Origin of the sequence: Bacillus sp. PSXD-155 (assembly GCF_049310765.1) — a bacterium.
In the GTDB taxonomy this organism is placed as follows: domain Bacteria; phylum Bacillota; class Bacilli; order Bacillales; family Bacillaceae_G; genus Bacillus_A; species Bacillus_A cereus.
Genome location: NZ_JBMOWC010000005.1, coordinates 171,613 through 195,090, shown reverse-complemented (window position 1 = coordinate 195,090; position 23,478 = coordinate 171,613). Strand labels below are relative to the sequence as shown.

The window sequence follows — 23,478 nt, the reverse complement described above, 5'->3', positions numbered from 1 at the left end:
TTAACGTAAAATGTAATAATCAAGTGAAGGGAGGAATAAACATGTATAAAATTGATGAAGTAACAAAGCAAGTCGGTTTAACAAAACGTACACTTCGTTATTATGAGGAAATTGGTTTAATTCATCCCCCAGAACGTAGTGAGGGGAATATTCGTCTGTATACGGATGAGGATATTGCCAGAATTAAAAGAATTGTAGAAGCGAAAGAAGTGCTAGGAATCACACTTCAAGAAATGCAGCATTTCTTATCACTAAAAGAAAGAATGGAGCAAAGAAGAAATAGCGAGAACCCTCGTGATCGTGAAGTGATTCAAGAAATTAAAGATATGCTTGAAAAACAAGTGCAAACGTTAGACGAAAAAATGGAGCAAATGCAACGTGTAAAGGCAGAACTTGAAGATAGTTTACATCGTGCAGTAACATTTTTAGAGAGCACAAAAGGAGAGTAATCAAAATGGAGAGCAAACAAAAACTAGGGAGATTGATTACAGTGGTGGCTACCTTCCTTGCCTTTTCGGGTATAGGAGTAGTCGACCCAATTTTGCCGATTATTGCAGAGAAAATTGGTGCAACGCATTGGCAAGTTGAAATGTTATTTACTGCTTATATTTTAACGATGGCAATCATGATGTTACCAGCTGGTATATTTGCATCAAGATTTGGTGATAAACGGATGATGACAATCGGTCTTGCGATTGTGACTGTATTTGCGTTTATATGTGGTATATCGCAAACGATTGCTCAATTATCTCTTTTCCGTGCTGGATGGGGATTAGGAAATGCGATGTTTTTTGCTACAGCAATGACGCTGTTAATAGCATTAAGTAAAGAAGTTCATGAAGCAGTAGGATTATACGAAGCAGCGATCGGTTTAGGCATGGCTGGCGGACCGTTATTAGGCGGGATATTAGGTGGTCATTCTTGGCGTTATCCGTTTTTCGCGACGAGTATTTTAATTTTCTTAGCATTTATTTTAGTATTCTTTTTTGTAAAAGAACCAGAACGAAAAGTGAAGCGTAAGGCTGCTGGCGTAGGAGAATTACTTAACCTAGTGAAGTATAAACCGTTTATGCAAGGTGCGATTTCAGGAATGTTATACTACTACGGATTTTTCGTTGTGTTAGCATATTCACCACTTATTATGCATTTATCAGCTATTCAATTAGGCTTTGTATTTTGCGGATGGGGATTAGCGTTAGCTTACGGTTCTGCAATTTTAGCACATAAGCTAGAAGGGAAATATGAAACAAAAACATTATTGAAGGGTAGTTTACTTGTATTTGCGATTTTCTTAATTGCACTATTCTTTGTGAAAATTATGTGGTTACAAATTACTCTTATCGTTTTATCAGGATTAGCATCTGGCTTAAACAATGCATTATATACAAGTTATGTAATGGATATTTCACCTTATGAAAGATCTGTTACGTCAGGTGTTTATAACTTTGTTCGTTGGTTAGGGGGCGCAATTGCTCCGATTTTATCAGGAATTATCGGTCATACTGTTTCACCACAAAGTCCGTTTTTAGTAGGTGGAATTGTGGTGTTAGTTGGTTGTATTATGATCCTAATTCCAATTCGTAAACCAGTAGAAATAGAGACAAAAGCCCTTTCTTAAGAAAGGGTTTTCTTTATACATATATGTTAGAACCCTCTGACTAAAATATATTTTCGGTATTTTTGTACTTTTAACTATACATTTTGGATGTTTTGTTTTATTTTTGTTAGGGGACATTAATGATGTCCCTATTATAAATTTGCATTGAAAGGCGTGATTGTACGATGGAACTATGGTTCACTGAAAAACAAACAAAACATTTTGGGATTACGGCGCGTATTAACCGCACATTACATACGGAGCAAACAGAATTCCAAAAACTTGATATGGTTGAAACGGAAGAGTTCGGAAACATGCTTATTTTAGATGGCATGGTTATGACAACAGAAAAAGATGAGTTCGTTTATCATGAAATGGTAGCGCACGTACCTTTATTTACACATCCAAACCCTGAAAACGTATTAGTTGTTGGTGGCGGTGATGGTGGTGTTATTCGTGAAGTGTTAAAACACCCAAGTGTAAAGAAAGCAACTCTTGTTGAAATCGATGGAAAAGTAATTGAGTACTCTAAACAATACTTACCATCAATTGCAGGCGCATTAGATAATGAGCGTGTAGAAGTAAAAGTAGGAGACGGTTTCCTACATATCGCAGAAAGCGAAAATGAATACGATGTAATTATGGTAGATTCTACTGAGCCAGTAGGACCAGCAGTAAACCTATTTACAAAAGGCTTCTATGCTGGAATTTCAAAAGCGTTAAAAGAAGATGGTATTTTCGTTGCACAAACGGACAACCCTTGGTTCACACCAGAGTTAATTACGACTGTGTTTAAAGATGTAAAAGAAATTTTCCCAATTACTCGTTTATACACAGCTAATATTCCAACATACCCAAGTGGTCTTTGGACGTTCACAATTGGATCTAAAAAACATGATCCATTAGAAGTAAGTGAAGAGCGTTTCCACGAAATCGAAACGAAATACTACACAAAAGAATTACACAACGCAGCATTCGCATTACCGAAATTTGTTGGCGATTTAATTAAGTAAGAAAATCGAGCTTGAACAAATAAAGTGTGAGTAGCTCATTTAAGGTGTTTGTCCAGAAGACTTGAACATGCTAGCTACTTACACTTCTGTAGAGAAAATCGTCTTCTTGTTGTTAAAAAGAAGACCCGGTAAATCGAGAAAGAGGAGCAATTCGCTCCAAATTTGAGAAATAGTGAAAGGTTGGGATACCTTAAGTTCCACATAAGGAGGAAAAGAATATGCGTTTTGATGAAGCTTATTCAGGTAAAGTATTTATTAAAAGTCATCCAAGTTTTGAAGAGTCAAAGGTAGTTATTTATGGGATGCCTATGGATTGGACAGTAAGTTACCGTCCGGGATCTCGTTTTGGCCCTGCACGTATTCGTGAAGTATCAATCGGTCTTGAAGAATATAGTCCGTATTTAGATCGTGAATTAGAAGAGGTAAAATATTTTGATGCGGGTGATATCCCATTACCATTCGGAAACGCACAACGCAGCTTAGACATGATTGAAGAGTATGTATCAAAACTTTTAGATGCCGATAAGTTTCCACTAGGTCTCGGCGGTGAGCACCTAGTGTCTTGGCCAATTTTTAAGGCAATGGCAAAAAAATATCCGGATTTAGCAATCATCCATATGGATGCTCATACTGATTTACGTGAATCGTATGAAGGGGAGCCTTTATCCCACTCTACACCAATTCGTAAAGTGTGTGATTTAATTGGTCCGGAAAACGTATATTCTTTCGGAATTCGTTCTGGAATGAAGGAAGAATTTGAATGGGCGAAAGAAGTAGGTATGAACTTATATAAATTTGACGTATTAGAACCGTTAAAAGAAGTATTACCGAAACTTGCTGGACGCCCAGTCTATGTCACAATCGACATTGATGTATTAGACCCAGCTCACGCTCCAGGAACAGGAACGTTAGAAGCTGGCGGTATCACATCTAAAGAATTATTAGATTCCATCGTAGCAATTGCAAATTCAAATATAAATGTAGTTGGAGCAGACTTAGTAGAAGTAGCCCCAGTCTACGACCATAGTGATCAAACACCAGTCGCAGCAAGCAAATTCGTGCGGGAAATGCTGCTCGGTTGGGTGAAATAAAAGTGAAGCCGACTGTTTAGACCCGGTGACTAAGGTTCTTTCCTGCAAAAGGTGCTTTTTACCTTTTGGCAGGGAAGGTTCTTAGACGCAAGGGTCTAGGAGGCGTAACTGGATAGAAATAAAAGCGGAAGCCACCGATCATTCTAGCCGCTGCAGCTAGATAAAGTAAGAGCCCTCTATATGATTAGAGGGCTCTTGCTTTGTCGTTATGTGTCGGTAAGTCGATATATTTAAAAAATCGCCGATATAATTTCATTTACCGTTACGCAACACAAAAAAAGCTATTCTCAAACGATGGGAATAGCTCTTTTTCTTATGCAACCTTCTCTTCCGAAGTAACTCCACGAATTTCATCAGCAGAGCGGATCGGATATTTACGGAACACAATAGACCCGATGTATCCGACAATAGTGGTAACGATTCCACATAGTACAGCAGCAATCGTTACTTTTATAACGTCATTAAATCCGAATAGGACAAGAAGACCTGGAATTGGTGATGCTGTTCCTGGTGCATTATTAACAAGCTGGAATAGCGATGTAATAATACCGGCAAGTGCACCGCCAACGAAGTTTGTTGCATAAATTGGAATTGGATTTGCTGAAACAACATCTGCTTGTGTTAAAGGCTCGATTGCTACAGCGATTGTGTCTTTCTTTGAGCAAATTTTTAGTCGCTTAAAGAAAATAAAGTTCATCGGGGCTGAGGCTGCTACGGCAAGACTACCAATTGCCATTGGTAAACCTGTTAATCCAAGCATTGCAGTTAGTGCCATAGAACTCAGTGGAGAGGTAGAAATAACTGTTATTAATCCACCAAGCATAATACCCATAATGATAGGACTTTCTGTAGTTGCAACTGATATCATAGAACCGATTTTACCAAGTGTTGCGTTAACGAGCGGATCCATAAGCATTGCCATTCCACGTGAGATTGGTGCAGCGATAAATAGGATTGCTAAAAATTCCACACCAGCCGGTAATTTCTTTTCGAGAAATTTCACGACGAAGGCACAAACGTATCCGGCGAAAAATCCTGGTAAAATACCGAATCCACTAGTAGCGATACCAATTAAAACAGCGTATACGGGGGAAACACCGATTGCTAATGCGACTAAAATCGCTGCTGCGACACCGCTCATACTACCAGAAGCTTCTCCTACTGATTGTAAAAAGTCATTATGAAACATTTCTCCACCTATATAACGGTGAAATGCTTCAATAAGAAAACTTGCGATTGCTGCATTAGCTAAAGCGCCCATCGCCTTCATTCCGTAAGGCGCACGGTAACTGAAAAGTGTAAATAGACAAAGTACAACAAGTAATAGTGCTAAACCTTGCAAGATAGCCATTTGAAAACTGTCTCCTTTGATTTTTGTAATAAAAATTCGTATCATTCAATAATAATATAAAAGTGTATGAAACGGAAAAATTTTTTCTTGGGAACTTGCTTTAAGAAAAAATCCCTTACAATAATGTAAGGAAAGTGTAAGACTTTTAGATAGAGTATAGTATGCTCTTTTCCGTATAATACAAGTATAGATATAATACTAGTGAGAAAGAAGTGCAAACAGGAGGCGCATGTATGAAATTGGTAATTAAAGTTTTAGCTGTATTCGCCATCATTTTAGGGGGAACAGCATATTATTTAAACACAAAAACAGAAGGTGTACATGCTTTTGTAGACAACTTCTTTTCGAATAAAGAAATACAAGATTATTATGCGGTTGTAGATAAAGGTGAGAAAAAAGACGGTGAATATTTGTATACATTTAAAGGGTATACAGAGGACGGAAAGCAACAAATTATTAAAAGAATGGTAAATCGTGAATTGCATGCAGGTGCTTTTATAAAAATTTATGCAAAAGGTATGCAAGGAAAAGGATGGGCTGAAATAACGAAAGAGTCAATCCCGCAAAAAGCGTTGCAAAAAATAGAAAAATCATAAAAGGAGCGAATCGTTCGCTCCTTTTTTAGTGCGTTAAAATAGTGATAGATGTATTTTCTTTGTTAGAAATGATTTTGGCATGTCCACCAATTGGAAAAGTAAAAATTGGAGTTGTATGTCCAAAATTTGCATTTGCAATGATAGGAATATGTGCAAGTTCAGGTTTTGAAGAAATCATTTCTTGAATGTCCGCTATCGTACATTCTGCTTCTTTTTGCATTCTTCCTATTACAATACCTGTTATATGTTCAAAATCAGGTTGCTGCATAAGGGAATGTAGATAGCGATCAAAAGTTTTAAGCGTTGATTTTCCTGTTAAACTGTCTTCTTCAAGGAATAAAATTTTGCCCTTTAAGTTTGGCATATATGGTGTGCCTTGTAGTAAATTAAGTGTGCTCATATTGCCACCGATAATTTCTCCTGTCGCTTCCCCCTCTTGAATTGGAACATACCCTTCATTTTTTATAAATTCTCGATTTTCCTGATCCATATACCAAGAATCATCGCTCCACGTTTCCGCCGGAATAATTTCAATAGGCTCATTAGTGGTTAAGCATTGTAAAAAGTAATCGTTTGTATACTCGAGCCCTTTCTCCATTCCAAATGAAGAGAAGTGGGGACCCGAATATGTAACAAGCCCTGTTTTTGTGTAAATTGCATTATTTAAGGCAGTAATATCAGAATAACCACAGAAAAATTTCGGGTTTTTACGAATTAGATCATAATCGAGATGTTTCAATAAACCATTGGAGTTGTATCCGCCAAGTGTCGTCAAAATAGCTTTTACATTAGGGTCTCCAAATGCTTCATGGAGGTCTTGAATGCGGGAAGAAATAGAAGAGGAAGCAAATTGATCTATCTCATCGGCATATTTTGAGAATGTAACTTGAAAGCCCATGTCAGTTAATCTTTTTGTAGCAAGTTTTCTATTTTCATTTGAAACAATACTTAAACTACACGATGGTGAAATCACGCGTATTTCATCACCCTTTTTTAACTTTGTTGGTATCACTGAATTCACCTCTATAATTAAAAGAATATTTAGATTTAAAAAATATTTTATCACATGAAATAAAGTAGAAGTGAATTATTTTTTGAAATGGAGTTTTCCTGATTTTTCAGCAGACAGACAGCGTCTTTTTTTGATATGATAGGAAAAGTGATTTATTATAAGTAGTATTTAATATCTATAACATTTGAAAGGTGTGCAAGACGTGAAGAAACAACTTGCAGGCTTGCCGGTACACGTTCATTTCGTAACAGAAATCCGTGAAGGGGCGAGGAAGGAAACCGTTGCTTTTGAAGCAAATGGTCAATACTATGTAAAAGGTCAAGGTACATATGTAACATTCCAGGAGCCGAACGAACAAGGCGAAGTGAAAACAATTATTAAAATTCAAGATGAACAAGTTCTCATTATGCGTTCAGGTGCTATTTCTATGCGTCAGACGCATGTGAAAGGTGAATGGACAACGGGTACGTATACGAGTGAACTTGGTACGTTTGCACTGCAAACGAAAACTGATAACGTTCTTTTTAAATGGTCGGATGAAAAGAAAAAAGGACAACTCTTCTTAACGTACGCATTGCTTCTAAGTGAACAAGAAGCTGGCAGATATACAATTACAATTAATTTGAAGGAGGAAAAATAATGAATTCCTTAGAACAGGTAAAAGGATTGATTAAAGAAGAAATTCAAGCTGCTGTATTAAAGGCAGAATTAGCGACAGAAGAACAGATTCCAAACGTTGTATTAGAATCTCCAAAAGATAAAACAAATGGTGACTTCTCTACAAATATGGCAATGCAACTTGCACGCGTTGCGAAAAAAGCACCTCGTATGATTGCAGAAGAACTAGTTGCAAACTTCGATAAAGCAAAAGCTTCTATTGAAAAAATCGAAATCGCTGGTCCTGGTTTTATTAACTTCTATATGGATAATAGCTACTTAACAGATTTAATTCCAACAATCGTAAACGCTGGTGAAGCTTACGGTGAAACGAACACTGGTAAAGGTGAAAAAGTACAAGTTGAGTTCGTATCTGCGAATCCAACAGGTGACCTTCACTTAGGACATGCACGTGGTGCGGCAGTAGGTGACACTTTATGTAACGTATTAGCAAAAGCAGGATACGATGTATCTCGTGAGTACTATATTAATGATGCTGGTAACCAAATTCATAACTTAGCTCTTTCTGTTGAAGCTCGTTACATGCAAGCATTAGGTTTAGAGAAAGAAATGCCAGAAGACGGTTACCATGGTGCGGATATCATTGGAATCGGTAAACGTTTAGCTGAAGAGTTTGGTGATCGTTACGCAAAAGCTGATGAAAAAGAAAGCTATGAATTCTACCGTGAATATGGTTTGAAATATGAGTTAGCAAAACTTCAAAAAGACTTAGAGAGCTTCCGTGTTAAATTTGATGTATGGTTCTCAGAAACATCATTATACAAAAACGGAAAAATTGATGCTGCACTTGCTGTATTAAAAGAGCGTGATGAAATCTTTGAAGAAGGCGGAGCAACTTGGTTCCGTTCAATGACTTACGGTGACGACAAAAACCGTGTATTAATTAAAAATGACGGTTCTTACACATACTTAACGCCAGATATCGCTTATCACCGTGATAAATTAGAGCGTGGTTTCGATAAGTTAATCAACATTTGGGGTGCTGACCACCACGGTTACATTCCTCGTATGAAAGCTGCTATTCAAGCGCTAGGTTACGATAAAGAAACACTTGAAGTAGAAATCATCCAAATGGTACAACTGTACCAAAATGGTGAAAAAATGAAAATGAGTAAGCGTACAGGTAAAGCAGTTACACTTCGTGAGCTTATGGAAGAAGTAGGCGTGGACGCAATGAGATACTTCTTCGCGATGCGTAGCGGTGATTCTCATTTAGACTTCGATATGGACTTAGCTGTATCAAAATCTAATGAAAACCCAGTATACTATGCACAATATGCTCATGCTCGTGTATGCAGTATCCTTCGTCAAGGTGAAGAGTTAGGATTAGCTGCAGATGGAGACGTGAATTACAAACTTGTTACTTCTGAGAAAGAAGTAGAGTTACTGAAAAAACTTGGTGAATTCCCAGCTGTAGTTGCGGATGCAGCACAAAAACGTCTGCCACACCGCATTACAAGCTATGCATTTGAATTAGCAGCAGCATTACACAGCTTCTACAATGCAGAAAAAGTATTGAACCAAGATAACTTAGAATTAAGTAAAGCCCGTTACGAGTTAATGAAAGCAGTACGCACTACACTTCAAAATGCATTAGCAATCGTAGGAGTATCTGCACCAGAAAAAATGTAATTAAGAAAAGAGAAAGCGGCTCGTTTAGAATAGGAGGGGGATGGAGCTCCTAACAGAGAGGCGTACTTTGCCTCGGAGGAAGGCGCGAAGCCACCGAGTATTCTAGCAAAGCGGAGCCGATTTTTCGCTTTCAGTAAAAGGCAATCACACGATGTTGTGATTGCCTTTTTGTATGGAGATAATAAAAAAATAAAATTTTATCAAACAAAAGGATAATTTGCGTCGTCTTATATAAATGACAGGAGGCTTATGATGGAAGAAAAGGTAGAAGAATTAATTGATATATATAAGCAGCAAATATATTCCTTATGCTATAAGTTAGCGAAAACGAAAGAAGATGCGGAAGATATTTTTCAAGAGACGTGGATAAAGGTTTTTTCATCAAGGCACCAACTTTCTTATGTGGATAATTATAAAAAGTGGATTACTACAATTTGTGTTCGTACGTTTTATGATTTTTATCGTAAGAAAAAAAGGTGGAAAGATCGAATATTGGATTTGTTTCATAAAGAAGATGGTGGAGAAATAGATTTCGCAGATGAAGTGAATATATCAGAAGAATTTATTCAAAAAGTGGAAGCGGAAATGATACGGGAAGTAATACAGTTATTAAATGAAAAATATAAAACGGTACTCGTACTCTATTACTATGAACAATATTCTTACAAGGAAATGAGTGAAATATTAAATATACCGATTGGTACGGTGAAGTATCGTCTCAATTATGCGAAAAAGAAAATGCGAGAACATTTGGAGGGTTTCGTGCATGAAGGAAGATAAATTTGAACAGAAAATAAAGAGCAGTTTAGCGGGAGAGATGATTCCTAGCGAAGAGCTGATAAATCATACGAAACAGAGCGTGCGAAATGCTCGGAAATTAGAAAAGAGATGGGTTGTTTTCATTCATGCTATTTGGATGATTGTATTAACAGTCACCCTAGAGCAGTTTGTTAGTCATTTGGATCATAAAATATCTGTCATTATAACGATAGTTATTATGATGCACCTATACATTCCTATATACGTTGTCATACAGTCATTTTTAAAGAAGGAGTATAAATTACATGATAGAGTTCGCTAATCCATTTGTAGTATTTGAGATAGCTGGGATTACAATGTTTTTGGCTTTTATAGCACTTTTAGTATGTGTAGCATCATGGGTGTATACAGATGCGAAAATGTGTGGAATAAGTAAGTGGTGGAGTGTTATAGCGATTGTATTGCCATTTTTTATTGGAGTTTTGTTATATATGATACGAAGAAGTAACAAGAAAATAGAAGGCGAACATACGATGAAGGTTATGAAAAAACAAAAGATAACATTAGTTGTCATATTTGCAAGTGCGATGTTTGTATTACTTAGCGGCTTTGCTTTTGTTCAAACGCTAGATGATATGTGGAGAGCTGGTGATATATATTTAGAAAATGAGAAGCGAGGGGAGACAAGTTACGAGGCAAAATTCTCATCATGGGATATTGCTGGGAAAGGTATTGAACTTGAGTATGCAAAAGATACAGAAGTAACATTTTCTTATGAAACAGATGCAAAACGTGGTAATTTATGCTTTAGCTTATATGAAAGGAAAGGAGAAGGAGAAGGTGAAGGTATAAGAGAGTTAAAAGAAATCTGTGAATCGAAAAAAGGTACTTTTAAAGCTACATTAAAAGCAAATGAAAAGTATGTATTTAATATAAGTGGTTTAATGGTGAAAGATGGTTTTGTAAAAGTGAATTGGGAAGCAAAATAAAGGGCCCTTGAGAAAGGCCCTTTATTTTATTGGATTGTATAAGTAACAGAAAAACTAACAGGACTATAGTAAACGTAAGGTGCATGAAATTGAACGTACATATTTCCATCTGTTTTTGCAGTGAAAATTCGGCCGTAACCATCAGAATAACGTCCAATAAGGTTATGATTTGAGTCATAAACACTGTAACTAGGAGTTTTGCTGTTAGGTTGAATTGTTAACTCTTGTCCCTTTTGAAGGAAAACAGGTTCTTGTTCAGAACTACCTCCAGTTTGCAAAGAATAAAATTTTGTAAAGCTTTGTTCTTGAGCGGCAGCAGCGACTTTTGTTTCAGGAATAAACGCGGTAGCGCCGGTAATTCCTGCTAAAGTTAACGCACCTGCTAAAATCATTTTTTTCATAATAGAAAAAGCCTCCTTATAAGTTGTAATCGATATTGTTACAGTTAATATTGTATACGATAATGAGTAGGATAAAATATGCTTTTATGCATATATATTTTTTCTCAATAAAAGACCACTGATAAAAATCAGTGGTCTTTTATTGATTAAGCAGCTTTCTGTTCAGTTTGAGTAACAGGTTTTTGAAGCGAGTTATAAACCCCTGTTCCGATAACGTCTAATGCCATTTTCATTCGTTCAGGTGAAATATTTTCTAATACGTTATCTTGAGGTGTATGGTATACCTTCTCAATATGATAGATTAATGGATTCCAACTATCGACACCCATCCAAATAAATAGAGCAGCAGGAATACCAGCTTCAGCAAATGGAACATGATCACTAGAACCGAATTTACCTTGTAGGACGAGGTCATTATTTAGTTGTTTACCTGCTTGCAAGGCAGCATCTGTTACAAAGTTTGTAGAGCCATCAGGTGTCATAGCGTATAAATTCTTTGCTTTATCATAATTTGTTGCAACCATGTCTGCGTTAAAGACACCTAAAATTCGATTGCGTTCTTTTTGGGATAGACTATTAACGTAATAATCGGAGCCAAGTAAGCCAGTCTCTTCAGAACCAAAGGTAATAAACCGAATTTCCTTATCAGTTTCTACATTTTGAAAAGCACGAGCTAGTTCTAATACTAATCCAGTTCCAGAAGCATTATCATTTGCGCCAGGTGCTCCGACAACACTATCATAGTGCGAACTTACAACGACTGCTTTTTCATTACCGGTACTCTTTTTTGGTTTCTTTGTGGCGATAACATTTAGAGATGTTAATTTAGATTCATGTCTCGCTTTTAGGGAAAGAATTGTTGTCCCTTTTTTAGCGATTTCTTCTTTAAATGCATTTCCTTGCGCATAAGCAAGACCAAAGACAGGGATAGATTGCTTTTTCGTTAGGCGGGGATTGAAGGTTTGTCCATAATTTCCGCGTCCGCCAATTAAACTGTATAAAAGAACACCTTTTGCACCTTTGCTAACAGCATTTTCAACTTGTTTATTATAGTCTGTAATTGTCGTTCCTCTTTCAAATAAAACAATTTTACCGTTTACTTCATTTGGAATATCTTCTAATTTTGTCCCACCTTGAACAAAGATAAGGGGAGCTGTAACAGCTTCTGTAGAAATTAGTGAATTAGGAGCAGCACCAGCTTGCCAATTACGTTTTATTGATAGTGGTGATTCAATGAATCCAACGTACTGATCGGGCACCTGAAATGGCTGATATTCTACTTCATAGCCCATCGATTTAAGCTGCATACCAATGTAACGAGAAGCCCATTCTTCGGATTTTGTTCCACCGGGTCGAGGACCAATTGTTTCAGATAAGAAACGAACATGTTCAATTGCGCGGTTTGGATCAATCTGTTTTGTAATAGATGGAGTTTGTGTAACCTCTGACGTGGAATCCGCTTTTGCTTGCCCAATTGGAGCTAAGCTAACAGCGAGTGATACAGCAAGCAAAGAGCTTACTATTTTTTGTTTCAATGATTTTCTCATTTTTTCCTCTCCTATTCTTCTATTCTCTGTGACTGACAAAAGAAGACGGATAATGACTTTATTTTACCTTCGCGCCTTTTATTTTTCAATATTCTGACATTGATAAATAAAAACAAAATATGCATATTTGCATATTTTTGAGGAAGATATGTATGCTATCATTTTAAACGAAGGTTCGCTTTCTACTCTGAAAGCTCCTACATTGCATGAATCTAGTGTACCCAAACTTTAGATTATGTAGAGAAATGGAACCACTGTAGGGTTTCATTTCTCATGTTTGAATCAGTTGATGGTAATTATGTTTCCGCATTTCATAATTATTATCAGTGATATATGTAAGGCATCCATATGAAAATAAGAGGCTGTTCAAAGGTTTTCCGTACTTTTGGGCAGCCTCACCCCGTTAAAAGGACGATACTTTATGTATCGTCCTTTTTGTATAAAAAAACATCCAATCAATTGAGAGATTGATTGGATGTAAAAACATTATTAATAATGTTTTTTGCGTTTTGTAGCTAAAATACTTAATAATCCAGCTAGTAGAAGGACGATACCTACTGTTTGTGTAGGGTCTTCTTTATGACCTGTATTTGGAAGGTGTTTATCCGTATTTCGATCACCTTGCTGTTTGTTATCTGTTTCATTTGATGTTTCTTCGGAAGTTCCGTTTTTGTGTTTCTCAGATGTTTCATTGCCTTTGTTTTCTTCTTTATTTGGAGGAGTAACTGGCTTGTCATCTCCACCTGACGAAGATTCAATCTTTTTATTTGAAACTGTAATTTGTAGTGGTGTAGCTTGGGCTTTATCAATTGTAAAGTTTATTGGTGATGCATCTAATTGATAGCCTTTAGGAGCCTGTGTTTCTACTAATTGATAATTACCAGGTTTCAAATCATTTACGATTACTTTTCCGTGTTGGTCTGTTTTTAAACCTTCTCGGATGATTTTTCCATCTTGGTCTAAAATATTGAAAATGGCACCTTCAAGTGTTCCATGGTGATCAATATCAACTTTAGTTAACTCAATTGCACCTGTTGTTAAACTATTTAAAGCTGTAACAGAGGTAACCTGAGATTGTCCTTTCGTAATTGTGAAAGGAATTGGTTTAATGTTTAAATCATAGCCAGTTGGAGCTTTCGTTTCAATGAACTGATAATCTCCTGGACGTAAATCAGAAACAGAAATCTTCCCATCTTTATCAGTAGTTAAATCAGAATGAACATCCTTACCGTTCATATCTACAATTTTAAAGATAGCCCCTGCAAGAGTAGTACCATCGATGTCATCAACTTTAGTTAATTCAACTGCGCCTTTAGTTAAGCTGTTAGTAGCAGTAACAGAAGCTTTAGCAGTTTGACTCTTTTCAACAGTAAACTTGATAGGATTTTGATTTAAGTCATAATGCTTAGGAGCTTTCGTTTCAATAAACTGATAATCTCCTGGACGTAAATCAGAAACAGAAATCTTCCCATCTTTATCAGTAGTTAAATCAGAACGAATATCCTTGCCGTCCATATCTACAATTTTAAAGATAGCCCCTTCAAGAGTAGTACCGTCGATGTTATCAACTTTAGTTAATTCAACTGCGCCTTTAGTTAAGCTATTCGTAGCAGTAACAGAGGCGATTTTTTCTTGGCCTTTTTTAACTGTGAACTTAATAGGTGTTTTGTTTAAGTCATAGTGTTCAGGAGCTTTTGTTTCGATAAACTCATAATCTCCTGGCGGTAATTCATCCACAACTAAACGGCCGTTTTTATCAGTAGTTAAATCGGTACGAACATCGTGTCCATCCTTATTAACAATTTTAAATACTGCACCTTCAAGTGTTGTGTTTTGCTTGGCATCATCAACTTTAATTAACTCAACACTACCTTTCGTTAAGCTATTAATAGCTGTAACGAAGACATGCTTTGTTTGACTTCTTTCGATTGTGAACTTAATTGGTTCTTCATTTAAGTCGTAATGTTTAGGAGCTTTTGTTTCAATAAATTGATAGTCTCCTGGTTGTAAGTCTTTAGCCATGATTTTTCCGTCTTTATTGGTAACTAAATTCGTACGAATGTCGTTACCGTTCAGATCAGTAATTTTAAATACCGCACCTTCTAGCATTTCTTTCTTATCTATAGAGTCAACTTTCGTTAATTCCACGCCACCTTTTGTTAGGCCATTCTTAGCAGTAACAGAAGCGTGAGTTAGTTGACTTCTTTCGATAGTGAAGCTAATAGGTGTTTTATTTAAATCGTAATGCTTAGGAGCTTTCGTTTCAATGAATTGATAGTCTCCTGGGCGTAAGTTCGTAGCAGTAATCTTACCATCTTTATCAGTAGTTAAATCAGTGCGAACAATTTTACCTTTCGCATCGATGATGTTAAACACTGCATCAGAAAGTTTTGTATCTGGATTTATATCATCCACTTTTATTAATTCTACAGCACCCTCAGTTAAGCTATTTGTAGTAGTAACTTGGAGCTTTTCTTTTTGGCTTTTCTTAATTGTAAACTTAATAGGTGTACTATCTAATTTATAGTGTTCAGGAGCTTTCGTTTCAACAAACTGATAGTCCCCAGGACGTAAATCAGAAACAGAAATTTTTCCATGTACATCTGTTGTAAGCTCAGTATGAATGTCGTTACCATTCAGATCAGTAATTTTAAATACCGCATCTTTAAGAGCAGTACCATCTACATCGTCCACTTTAGAAAGTTCCACAGCGCCTTTCGTTAAGCTATTTGTAGCTGTAACGGAGATAGGATCAGCTTGGCTCTTTGTAATTGTGAATGGAATTGGCTCTTTGTTTAAATCGTAGTGTTTCGGAGCCGTTGTCTCGATGAATTGATAATCACCAGGACGTAGGTCAGAAACGCTAATTTTACCTTGTTGATTCGTAACAAGATTTTTGCGAATTACAGTACCATTCATATCCACAATTTTAAATACTGCGCCTTCAAGAGTAGTGCCATCGACGTCATCCACTTTAGAAAGTTCCACGCCGCCTTTTGTTAAACTATTTTTCATAGTAACGGTAGCAATATCTTTTTGGCTTTTTTCAATTGTAAATATAATTGGTTTTTTGTCTAAATCATAGTGTTCAGGAGCCGTTATTTCAACGAATTGATACGTACCAGGACGTAAGTTTTCGATAACGATTTTACCTTCACTGTTTGTTTTTAAATCTGTTTTAAGTACTTTGCCATCTTGATCCAGTAAATTAAATACCGCATCAGCAAGTTTTGTTTGAGTGTTTAAATCATCAACTTTAAGTAATTCGATACTACCTTGTTTTAAGCTATTTGTAGCAGTTAAAGAAATAGCTTTCTTCTGTCCTTTTTCAATAGTGAATTTGATTGGTGTTTCATCTAAAACGTAATGCTTAGGAGCTTTCGTTTCGATAAATTGGTAATCACCAGGACGTAGGTCGTTAATTTCGATTATTCCTTGTTCATTTGTAACAAGGTCTTTATGAACTACATCACCGTTCATATTAACAATTTTAAATACTGCATCTTTAAGAACAGTGCCATCAACATCGTCTACTTTAGAAAGTTTAACTGCACCCTTTGTTAAAGCATTTGTAGCAGTGATATGAAGAGTTTCAGTTTGGCTCTTTTTAATTGTAAATACGATAGGTTTTTTATCTAAATCGTAATGTTCAGGAGCAATTGTTTCAACGAATTGATACGTACCAGGACGTAGGTTTTCAACAACAATTTTACCTTCATCATTTGTTTTTAAGCCTTCTTTAACTAGCTCTCCGTCTGCATCTAATAAATTAAATACGGCGTTAGCAAGTTTTGTAGTTATATCAATATCGTCAGCCTTTGTTAGTTCAACGCTACCGTTTTTCAAAGCATTTTTGCCTGTAACATTGATCTCTTTCGTTTGACTTCTTTCAATTGTAAATGGAATCGTTGTTTCATCTAATACATAGTGCTCAGGAGCTTTTGTTTCAATGAACTGATAGTCTCCAGGGCGTAAATCAGAAACAGAAATTTTACCGTTTTTATCTGTAACAAGATTCGTATGAACTTCCTTACCATTCATATCAACAATCTTAAAGATTGCACCTTCGAGCATCGTACGATCGATGTCATCAATTTTTGTTAATGTTACTGCACCTTTCTTTAAACTGTTAGTAGCAGTAACAGTAATATTCTCTTTTTGACTTTTTTCGATAGTGAACGGAATAGGGTCTTTGCTTAAGGTATAGTCTTTTGGAGCTTTTACTTCAATAAATTGATAGTCTCCAGGACGTAAATCAGAAGCAGAAATTTTACCGTTTTTATCAGTTGTTAAACCTTTGCGAATTACCTTTTTAGTATCATGAGCGTCAACGATTATAAATTCTGCACCTTCAAGAGTAGTGCCATCAACATCATCAACTTTTGTTAAAGTGACGCCACCTGTAAGTAAACTATTTTTTACAGTAACAGGGATAGGAAGATCTTCCTTACTACCTTTTTTAATTTTGAACTTAATAGGTGTTTTGTCTAATTTATAATGTTCAGGGGCTTTTGTTTCGATAAATTGATAATCCCCTGGTGCTAAATCAGGAATAACTAATACTCCGTAATCATCTGTTGTTAAATCTTTCATAATTTCTTTGCCAGTTGCATCTTGCAATGTGAATACAGCGCCGGCAAGAGCTTTACTACTTTCCACATCATCTTCTTTAATAAGTTTAACTTTTCCTTTCGTTAAACTATTTTTAAATGTAAGTGGAAGGAGTTTTTGTTGTCCTTTTTCGATTGTAAATTCAATTGGTTCTACATTTACATCGTAATAAGTTGGAGCCTTTGTTTCGATAAGCTTATAGTTACCAGGACGTAAGTCATCTACAACTAGCATTCCTTTACTATTCGTAACAAGGTCCGTACGAACATCTTCATTAGTATCTCTATTAACGATTTTAAATACTGCACCTTCAAGTGTTTCCTTTTCATCTGCAGCATTCACTTTTGTTAACTCAATACCGCCTTTTGTTAAGCTGTTTTTAGCGGTAACAGTAGCCTGAGTTGTTTGACTTTCTGTAATCGTAAATTTAATTGGTTTTGTATTTTTGTCGTAATACTTCGGTGCTGTTACTTCAATAAATTTATAATCGCCAGGGCGTAAGCCAGTAGCGATAGCTTTACCATCCGCACCAGTTTTTACATTTTCGCGAATGACTTTCTTTTCATCATTTGCATCAACAATTTTAAATACAGCACCTTCAAGAGCTGTACCATCGATATCATCAACTTTTGTTAATTCAACATCTCCTGGCTTTAAAGCATTTTCAGCTTTCACAAGTAGAGTTTCTTTCTGACTTCTATCGATTGTAAATTCAATAGGTTCTTCTCGTAAAACGTAATGTTCAGGAGCAGCTATTTCAATAAATTTATACGTACCAGGACGTAGGTTACTAACTTTAACTTTACCGTGTTTATCAGTAGTTAAGTTAGTGTGAGGGGAAACGTCATTATTATTTGTATCGACAAGTTTGAATACTGCACCTTCTAGTGGTTTTTTCTCACCAAACTCATCAACTTTTAATAATTCAACTTCGCCCGTTTTTAAGCTGTTATTTGCCGTAACAGTAGCAAGAGTTTGTTGGCTTTTATCAATTGTAAACTCGATAGGGTTTGTACTTAATGTATAATCCTTAGGAGCTTCTGTTTCGATAAATTTATAAGCACCAGGCTCTAGATCTTTAACGGTAACTTTTCCATCTGAACCTGTTTTTATATTTTCACGAATTACTTGTTTCTCGTCATTCGCATCGACAATTTTAAATACAGCACCTTCAAGGGCAGTGCCATCGACATCATCGACTTTCGTTAAAGTGACACCACCTTTAATGAGGTGATTTGTCGCTGTAACAGTAAGTGCTTTCTTTTGACTTTTTATAATTGTAAACTCAATTGGTTTTTTATCTATGTCGTAATCTTTAGGTGCTTTTTCTTCGACAAATTGATAGTCTCCAGGGCGTAAATCTTTTGCTTCGATTTGTCCTTGATCATTTGTCGTTAATTTTTCATATCCACGAATTACTTTGTTATATCGATCGCGTACACTGAACTCCGCACCTGCTAAAGTTTTTCCATCTTTATCGAATTTTGTTAAAATGGCCGATCCTGGAATCAAACTGTTTGTTGCAGTTCGGTTTATTACTGTTGTTTGATCTTCTTTGATTGTGAATTGAATAGGTGTACTGTCTAATTTATAATGCTCAGGAGCAGTTGTTTCTTGTAAGTAGTAAGTTCCTGGTTTTAAATTATCTACAGTAATTTGTCCTTGATCATTTGTTGTTAATTTTTCGTGTTCTGAAATTATTTTTTTGTCTTTATCAAGTAGTGTGAAAACGGCACCTTGCAGTGTGACGTTTTTATTCAGGTCATCAGACTTTGTTAAAACTACTTTACCGACAAACTTCTTATTTGCAAGTTTATATGTTGTAGTCTCTTGTGTACCAAGTTCAACAATTTTCCCTTGTTTTAAATCCCAGCTAATTACATAGCCTTCAGGAGCCTTTGTTTCTTTTAATAAATATTTATCGCGTTTTAAATTATTAAATTTAGCGATACCGTCTTTGTCTGTTGTAATTTTACGGATAACAGTTTTACCTGTACGATCGTATAAAGTAAATTCTGCCCCAGCTAATAGTGCGTTCTTATTGTCGTTATCTACCTTTATAATTTCAAGGTTTCCACGGCCTTTAGTAGCAGATCCTCCGCCTGAACCAGAAGACATTCTCACTTCAATCGTTTCAGTAGTTTCTGTGTTTTTAACTGTCAACTTATTGCCTGTGATTTTCGCTTTATTACTTACTTTTTCTTTATCGTCTGCATTAATAAGTGAGCGATATTCTAAAATATAAGCTCGATCAATTTTTTTCAAGAAGGCAATTTCGAAATGTTGCTTTCCGGTATTATTGTCTGTTGTTATTTTGAGTTTATAGTCTGTTCCTTCTTTTAATTCGTTTACTGTATCTTTTGTTAAATTTCCATATGGATCAACAGTTGTAGGATATAAGTGGAATGAATCTTCCACAATTACCTGATTTTCGGTTGGGTCATCTGTTACAACGGCATCTGCAATGGTTGATTGGCTTTCGTTAATTGCGATACTCCAATTAATATAGTTGTCGTCTTGCACAGCTTTTTTAGTAACGAAGCTGCCACCTTTATTTACTTGAGTGTCACCTGTAAGGGTGTTTACGATTTTAGAACCATCTTTTAAATCTGCCTCGTTTTTGTAGGTGCCTTGGATAAGTTCACCATCAAGGCTTGTTTTAAAGATAATATAGTAAGGTGAATTAATTGATTGTTTGAAATGAACCTTTAGGGTGTTTTTATTTTTCTCTGTAGGTTCTTCAAGTTCATATTTCTCAGTTGGTACAGCATTACCAGGTTGTGCATTATCAGGATTTCCATTTAGAATCATATCGCGCACTTCAATGGATCCAGGCACTAATTTTTGTTTATCTTGTATTACGTCTATAACATAAGGATCTTTAATCTCAACATTATTATAGTTAAAGCCTATTATCCAAGTAATTTCCTTCGTTTGGGCGTTATAAGAACCGTATTTATAACCATTTGCCTTTGTGAAAGTATCAGGATCGAAATTAGCTTCAACTTTATTTGATTGTGGATTAGAATCCGTATCTATCCAAGAAAGGTTACCTGTATTTTTAAATGAATTTTTACCACTTTCTAGCTTTGTATAATCAAAGTCTGTCGTATATTTTACGACTAATGTCTTTGTCATATTAGACTGATACGTGCCTATAAGAGTAATTTTGAAGCCTTTATCTGTTACATCTAAAACATAGTCAGTCCCAGCTTGAAGGGTATAATTTCCGTCTTTAATTTCTAGTTTCTTATCTTTTAATTGTAATCCACCATGATCAAAGGTGTCCGTAATAATCGCGTTGCTTAATGGATAGTTGTTATTATTTACTATAATTGTCCAAGTTGTTGTTTTGTCTTTATAATTTGTTTCAGCTTTATTATTAGATTTAATAATATTTTGCTGCTTGAAGCTAGCTTCATTTTCTTTACTTGAATCATTATCAGCTGTAACTTTATTTTTTACTTTTCCATCTTCTATAACTTTATTGGTTGGCTTGGTTTTATAGGTAATCACATAAGCACTATTAATATCATCATTAAACTGTAAATCGAATCCATTCTTCTTGTTACTTACATTGTAATTATTAACAGCGTCTCCTGTTACAAGCGTTCCTTTTTCATTATATGAAGCGTTTTTTACAACAATAGAATTTGCATCTAGTTCATGTGTATCGTCAAAAATATCTTTTAAAATCGCATCTGCTTTTTTGATCTCTCTTTGATCACCATTGTAAGTAATTGTCCACTCAATTGTTTGCGTCTTTGGATCATATTTACTTGTTTTATTTAAGTGTGTACCACGAGAAACCGTTACAGTAGAACTTGCGTTTTGTTGCTTTTGATTATCACTCGTTATCGTAACGTTATTTCGGAAAATTTTAATATTTTCATCAGTAATCTTTGTGGCATATTCGATTTGATATGCTTTATTGATAGAGTCTTTGAAAGCAATCTCCAATTTTGAGCCATCTGATGAAATAATATTGTAATCTGTTGGCTCAGCTTCTGCACCACGCGTTACATTCCCATTAACATCAACTTCTAAATAATAAACTTTAATAGAATCTTTATTTAAGCTTGTACCTTGTGGAATGTTATCTTTAAAAACAGCGTTTTTAAGGGTGTCTTTCGTTTTGTTCATCTCTACTTTCCAATTAATTTCATTTGTATTAATTGGTCTATCAGGTAAACCCTTTTTATTCGTAGCTGTTTGTACATTAGGCTTAAAATCAACTGTAATAGAAACATCCTTATCTTTAATCGGGAAAGGAATTTCTTGTGTTGTTGTACCTTTAATTTCAGCTTTATTAAATTCTGTCTTTAATTGTAGGTTACCAGCAACATCTGGATGCTCTTCAACATAATCGTTGAATGTCATCGTGACTTTTCCATCTTTTGTAACAGTGAAATTACCAATTTGATGGTTTTCACTATCATATAAAGGACTGTTAATTGTATTGTAAATCTTAAAATGTTTAGGAAGATCAAAAATATAGTAATCTCCATTTTTCACATTCATTGATTTTAAAAGTTCCCATGTAAACTCAATATTGGCAGGGGAATCTGTACTTGGACGGTTATCCTCTGTAAATGGTTTTCCGTCTTTATCCGTCAACTTTACACTGGTTAAAATGTTTGTTGTTATTTGCTTTGGACCTGAATTTGTATTCTCAGCAGGGGCGCTTGCTAGCTTTTGTTCTGGATTGTCAGTAGCAATTTTAGCTGCTGGGTTTTGTTCCGGATTATCAGTGGCAGTTTTAGCTGCTGGGTTTTGTTCCGGATTATCGGTAACAGTTTTAGTTGTTGGGTTTTGTTTCGGATTATCAGTAACAGTTTTAGTTGCTGGGTTTTGTTTCGGATTATCAGTAACAGTTTTAGTTGCTGGATCTTGCTCCGGATTGTCAGTAACAGGTTTAGCTACTGGATCTTGCGCTTGTTTATTAGTATCCTGTTTGGTGCCATCTTCTTTAGAGTTTTCTACTTGAACCGGAACTGATATAGGCTGAACCATTGTTCCTAAAGGAAAAGCGATTTGAACTGATTTTTCCCCAGTTTTTAAAGTTGAGTTAAACACGGTATCAACTTTAATTTTTCCTTTAGCGTCTTTCAAATTTTCTACTTGATTATTAAATATTAATTTTAATTTATTATCTTTAGCTGTTATAAAATATTGACCAATATTTTTTTGATCTGTTACTAAATCCCCTTGCAAATCTTTAGATACTTTTAATGCAAGTGGTATTTGAACTACTGCTGTATCATTTGCGTGTGCAGCTTGTTGATCCTTTATTGACCAAGCGTATTCTACTTGAATGGTTGATCCTATCTTTATTAAATTGTTAGGATTTTTTGCTTCGTCAATAATATGATTCGTTGCATCTTTCATTTCAACAGTGTCAAATAAGGAATCTCCTGTTAAGGTTTCCGCTTTTACTTGATTGTATGGAAAACTAGCAAGTTGCGAAAATAGTACGAATACAATTAAACATACATTAAAAAGTTTTTTCATTTTTCCTCCTCTGAACATTCATTTGTCCATTGGGGACTTATTCCACATGAACAAATGGAATATTAAAAGTATTTTTTATAAGCTATTTATTTTTGTTATCCCTCCGTTCCTATACGCTTTCTCAGACAAACAGAATTATGTTCAAAGTAATATTATTTAACGTAAAACAAAATGTATATTTACACATTTCTGCGGAAATATACACAATTCGACAAAAAATGTCGAAAAAAATACTGATATAAAGAATGATATCAGACCTTTATATGTGAGATAGTTTTCATGTATATCTAGTAAAAAAGAATGGTTATAAAGGTAAGTTTTACGATACATACTAACCAATGTAGTGTATCCCTTTGGAAGGCTTATTTTTGCCTTAAAGTTATGTGGAAATAAAAATCTAGATAGGGTTGGTTTTGGTCAGAATGAAGACAATATGTACTTTGAAAATAGTCATCTATTTTGTCTAAAGAGAGTTGTGCGATTAGTGGACCGAAGTTGAAAGATGATAGTTTCTTACATTGTTAGAGAAATATAAGAATTACAGAATATTCGACTAACACGTTACTACGGTCATTTTTGAGACTGTTTAAACAATAAGAAAGAAGGTGTTTTACTCCGTAGTCACAATATCTTTTTAGTAAAGATAAGCTGAAGTAACCTCCGCTAAAGATTATATACTTAAATGATAAA

At 35.4% G+C, this 23,478-nt stretch carries 15 protein-coding genes; 10 read left to right on the top strand and 5 right to left on the bottom strand.

The genetic code is table 11. From position 1 onward, the window contains the following. Positions 1 to 41: 41 nt before the first annotated feature. The 4 genes from ACO6VI_RS07475 to speB all read left to right on the top strand — a co-directional run bounded on the left by ACO6VI_RS07475 (position 42) and on the right by speB (position 3,701). Positions 42 to 449 carry a MerR family transcriptional regulator gene (locus ACO6VI_RS07475; RefSeq protein WP_000276560.1) on the top strand — a complete coding sequence of 136 codons (408 nt, stop codon included), beginning with the start codon at positions 42 to 44 and terminating at the stop codon, positions 447 to 449. Positions 450 to 454: 5 nt separating this feature from the next. Then, positions 455 to 1,618, top strand: coding sequence for an MFS transporter (locus ACO6VI_RS07470; RefSeq protein ID WP_063549185.1), 1,164 nt, complete (start codon positions 455 to 457; stop codon positions 1,616 to 1,618). Positions 1,619 to 1,782: 164 nt separating this feature from the next. Further along, on the top strand, positions 1,783 to 2,610 hold the full coding sequence (speE, locus tag ACO6VI_RS07465; RefSeq protein ID WP_000424696.1) for a polyamine aminopropyltransferase: 828 nt from the start codon (positions 1,783 to 1,785) through the stop codon (positions 2,608 to 2,610). A 218-nt stretch (positions 2,611 to 2,828) separates the two neighbouring features. Next, a complete protein-coding gene (speB, locus tag ACO6VI_RS07460; protein ID WP_001209831.1) occupies positions 2,829 to 3,701 on the top strand; it encodes an agmatinase in 873 nt (290 codons plus the stop codon). 313 nt (positions 3,702 to 4,014) lie between these two features. Here speB and ACO6VI_RS07455 read toward each other — a convergent pair whose 3' ends face one another. Then, on the bottom strand, positions 4,015 to 5,052 hold the full coding sequence (locus ACO6VI_RS07455; protein ID WP_000996313.1) for a PTS sugar transporter subunit IIC: 1,038 nt from the start codon (positions 5,050 to 5,052) through the stop codon (positions 4,015 to 4,017). Between the two features lie 233 nt (positions 5,053 to 5,285). Here ACO6VI_RS07455 and ACO6VI_RS07450 point away from each other — a divergent pair, with 233 nt between their 5' ends. Next, positions 5,286 to 5,648, top strand: a complete 363-nt coding sequence (locus ACO6VI_RS07450; protein WP_000779932.1) for a YxeA family protein — start codon at positions 5,286 to 5,288, stop codon at positions 5,646 to 5,648. Positions 5,649 to 5,673: 25 nt separating this feature from the next. Here ACO6VI_RS07450 and ACO6VI_RS07445 read toward each other — a convergent pair whose 3' ends face one another. Then, positions 5,674 to 6,660 (bottom strand): S66 family peptidase, encoded by a 987-nt coding sequence (locus tag ACO6VI_RS07445; protein WP_000613238.1) that lies wholly within the window; start codon positions 6,658 to 6,660, stop codon positions 5,674 to 5,676. Between the two features lie 202 nt (positions 6,661 to 6,862). On the opposite strand from ACO6VI_RS07445, the gene ACO6VI_RS07440 reads away from it, so the two are divergent. The 5 genes from ACO6VI_RS07440 to ACO6VI_RS07420 all read left to right on the top strand — a co-directional run bounded on the left by ACO6VI_RS07440 (position 6,863) and on the right by ACO6VI_RS07420 (position 10,718). Further along, entirely contained in the window at positions 6,863 to 7,300 is a 438-nt protein-coding gene (locus ACO6VI_RS07440) for a DUF1934 domain-containing protein (RefSeq protein WP_161520356.1), read from the top strand. Beyond that, positions 7,300 to 8,970, top strand: coding sequence for an arginine--tRNA ligase (gene argS, locus ACO6VI_RS07435; protein WP_001086464.1), 1,671 nt, complete (start codon positions 7,300 to 7,302; stop codon positions 8,968 to 8,970). Before ACO6VI_RS07440 ends, argS begins: the two co-directional genes overlap by 1 nt. 252 nt (positions 8,971 to 9,222) lie before the next feature. Further along, on the top strand, positions 9,223 to 9,750 hold the full coding sequence (locus ACO6VI_RS07430; protein ID WP_000391649.1) for an RNA polymerase sigma factor: 528 nt from the start codon (positions 9,223 to 9,225) through the stop codon (positions 9,748 to 9,750). Further along, complete coding sequence (locus ACO6VI_RS07425) at positions 9,737 to 10,051, top strand: hypothetical protein (protein WP_000656690.1); 315 nt, start codon at positions 9,737 to 9,739, stop codon at positions 10,049 to 10,051. Before ACO6VI_RS07430 ends, ACO6VI_RS07425 begins: the two co-directional genes overlap by 14 nt. Beyond that, positions 10,035 to 10,718: an anti-sigma factor gene (locus tag ACO6VI_RS07420; RefSeq protein ID WP_098256893.1), complete on the top strand. Its 684-nt coding sequence runs from the start codon at positions 10,035 to 10,037 to the stop codon at positions 10,716 to 10,718. Before ACO6VI_RS07425 ends, ACO6VI_RS07420 begins: the two co-directional genes overlap by 17 nt. Before the next feature lie 26 nt (positions 10,719 to 10,744). Here the strand turns inward: ACO6VI_RS07420 and ACO6VI_RS07415 are convergent, their stop codons facing one another. From ACO6VI_RS07415 to ACO6VI_RS07405, 3 genes are all read right to left on the bottom strand, one after another. After that, the gene (locus tag ACO6VI_RS07415; RefSeq protein WP_000738223.1) at positions 10,745 to 11,119 is read right to left on the bottom strand and encodes a hypothetical protein; all 375 of its coding nucleotides are present in this window, start codon (positions 11,117 to 11,119) and stop codon (positions 10,745 to 10,747) included. 146 nt (positions 11,120 to 11,265) lie between these two features. Continuing rightward, entirely contained in the window at positions 11,266 to 12,666 is a 1,401-nt protein-coding gene (locus ACO6VI_RS07410) for a M28 family metallopeptidase (RefSeq protein WP_001232223.1), read from the bottom strand. Between the two features lie 489 nt (positions 12,667 to 13,155). Next, the gene (locus tag ACO6VI_RS07405) at positions 13,156 to 22,788 is read right to left on the bottom strand and encodes a SpaA isopeptide-forming pilin-related protein (protein WP_422423084.1); all 9,633 of its coding nucleotides are present in this window, start codon (positions 22,786 to 22,788) and stop codon (positions 13,156 to 13,158) included. Positions 22,789 to 23,478: the final 690 nt, after the last annotated feature.

What these genes read in the sequence shown, in the direction of transcription:
- ACO6VI_RS07430 (WP_000391649.1), top strand. Translation starts at nt 9,223, where the DNA reads ATGGAAGAAAAGGTAGAAGAATTAATTGATATATATAAGCAGCAAATA.
- ACO6VI_RS07425 (WP_000656690.1), top strand. Translation starts at nt 9,737, where the DNA reads ATGAAGGAAGATAAATTTGAACAGAAAATAAAGAGCAGTTTAGCGGGA.
- ACO6VI_RS07470 (WP_063549185.1), top strand. Translation starts at nt 455, where the DNA reads ATGGAGAGCAAACAAAAACTAGGGAGATTGATTACAGTGGTGGCTACC.
- speE (WP_000424696.1), top strand. Translation starts at nt 1,783, where the DNA reads ATGGAACTATGGTTCACTGAAAAACAAACAAAACATTTTGGGATTACG.
- speB (WP_001209831.1), top strand. Translation starts at nt 2,829, where the DNA reads ATGCGTTTTGATGAAGCTTATTCAGGTAAAGTATTTATTAAAAGTCAT.
- argS (WP_001086464.1), top strand. Translation starts at nt 7,300, where the DNA reads ATGAATTCCTTAGAACAGGTAAAAGGATTGATTAAAGAAGAAATTCAA.
- ACO6VI_RS07405 (WP_422423084.1), bottom strand. Translation starts at nt 22,788, where the DNA reads ATGAAAAAACTTTTTAATGTATGTTTAATTGTATTCGTACTATTTTCG.
- ACO6VI_RS07410 (WP_001232223.1), bottom strand. Translation starts at nt 12,666, where the DNA reads ATGAGAAAATCATTGAAACAAAAAATAGTAAGCTCTTTGCTTGCTGTA.
- ACO6VI_RS07475 (WP_000276560.1), top strand. Translation starts at nt 42, where the DNA reads ATGTATAAAATTGATGAAGTAACAAAGCAAGTCGGTTTAACAAAACGT.
- ACO6VI_RS07450 (WP_000779932.1), top strand. Translation starts at nt 5,286, where the DNA reads ATGAAATTGGTAATTAAAGTTTTAGCTGTATTCGCCATCATTTTAGGG.
- ACO6VI_RS07415 (WP_000738223.1), bottom strand. Translation starts at nt 11,119, where the DNA reads ATGAAAAAAATGATTTTAGCAGGTGCGTTAACTTTAGCAGGAATTACC.
- ACO6VI_RS07455 (WP_000996313.1), bottom strand. Translation starts at nt 5,052, where the DNA reads ATGGCTATCTTGCAAGGTTTAGCACTATTACTTGTTGTACTTTGTCTA.
- ACO6VI_RS07420 (WP_098256893.1), top strand. Translation starts at nt 10,035, where the DNA reads ATGATAGAGTTCGCTAATCCATTTGTAGTATTTGAGATAGCTGGGATT.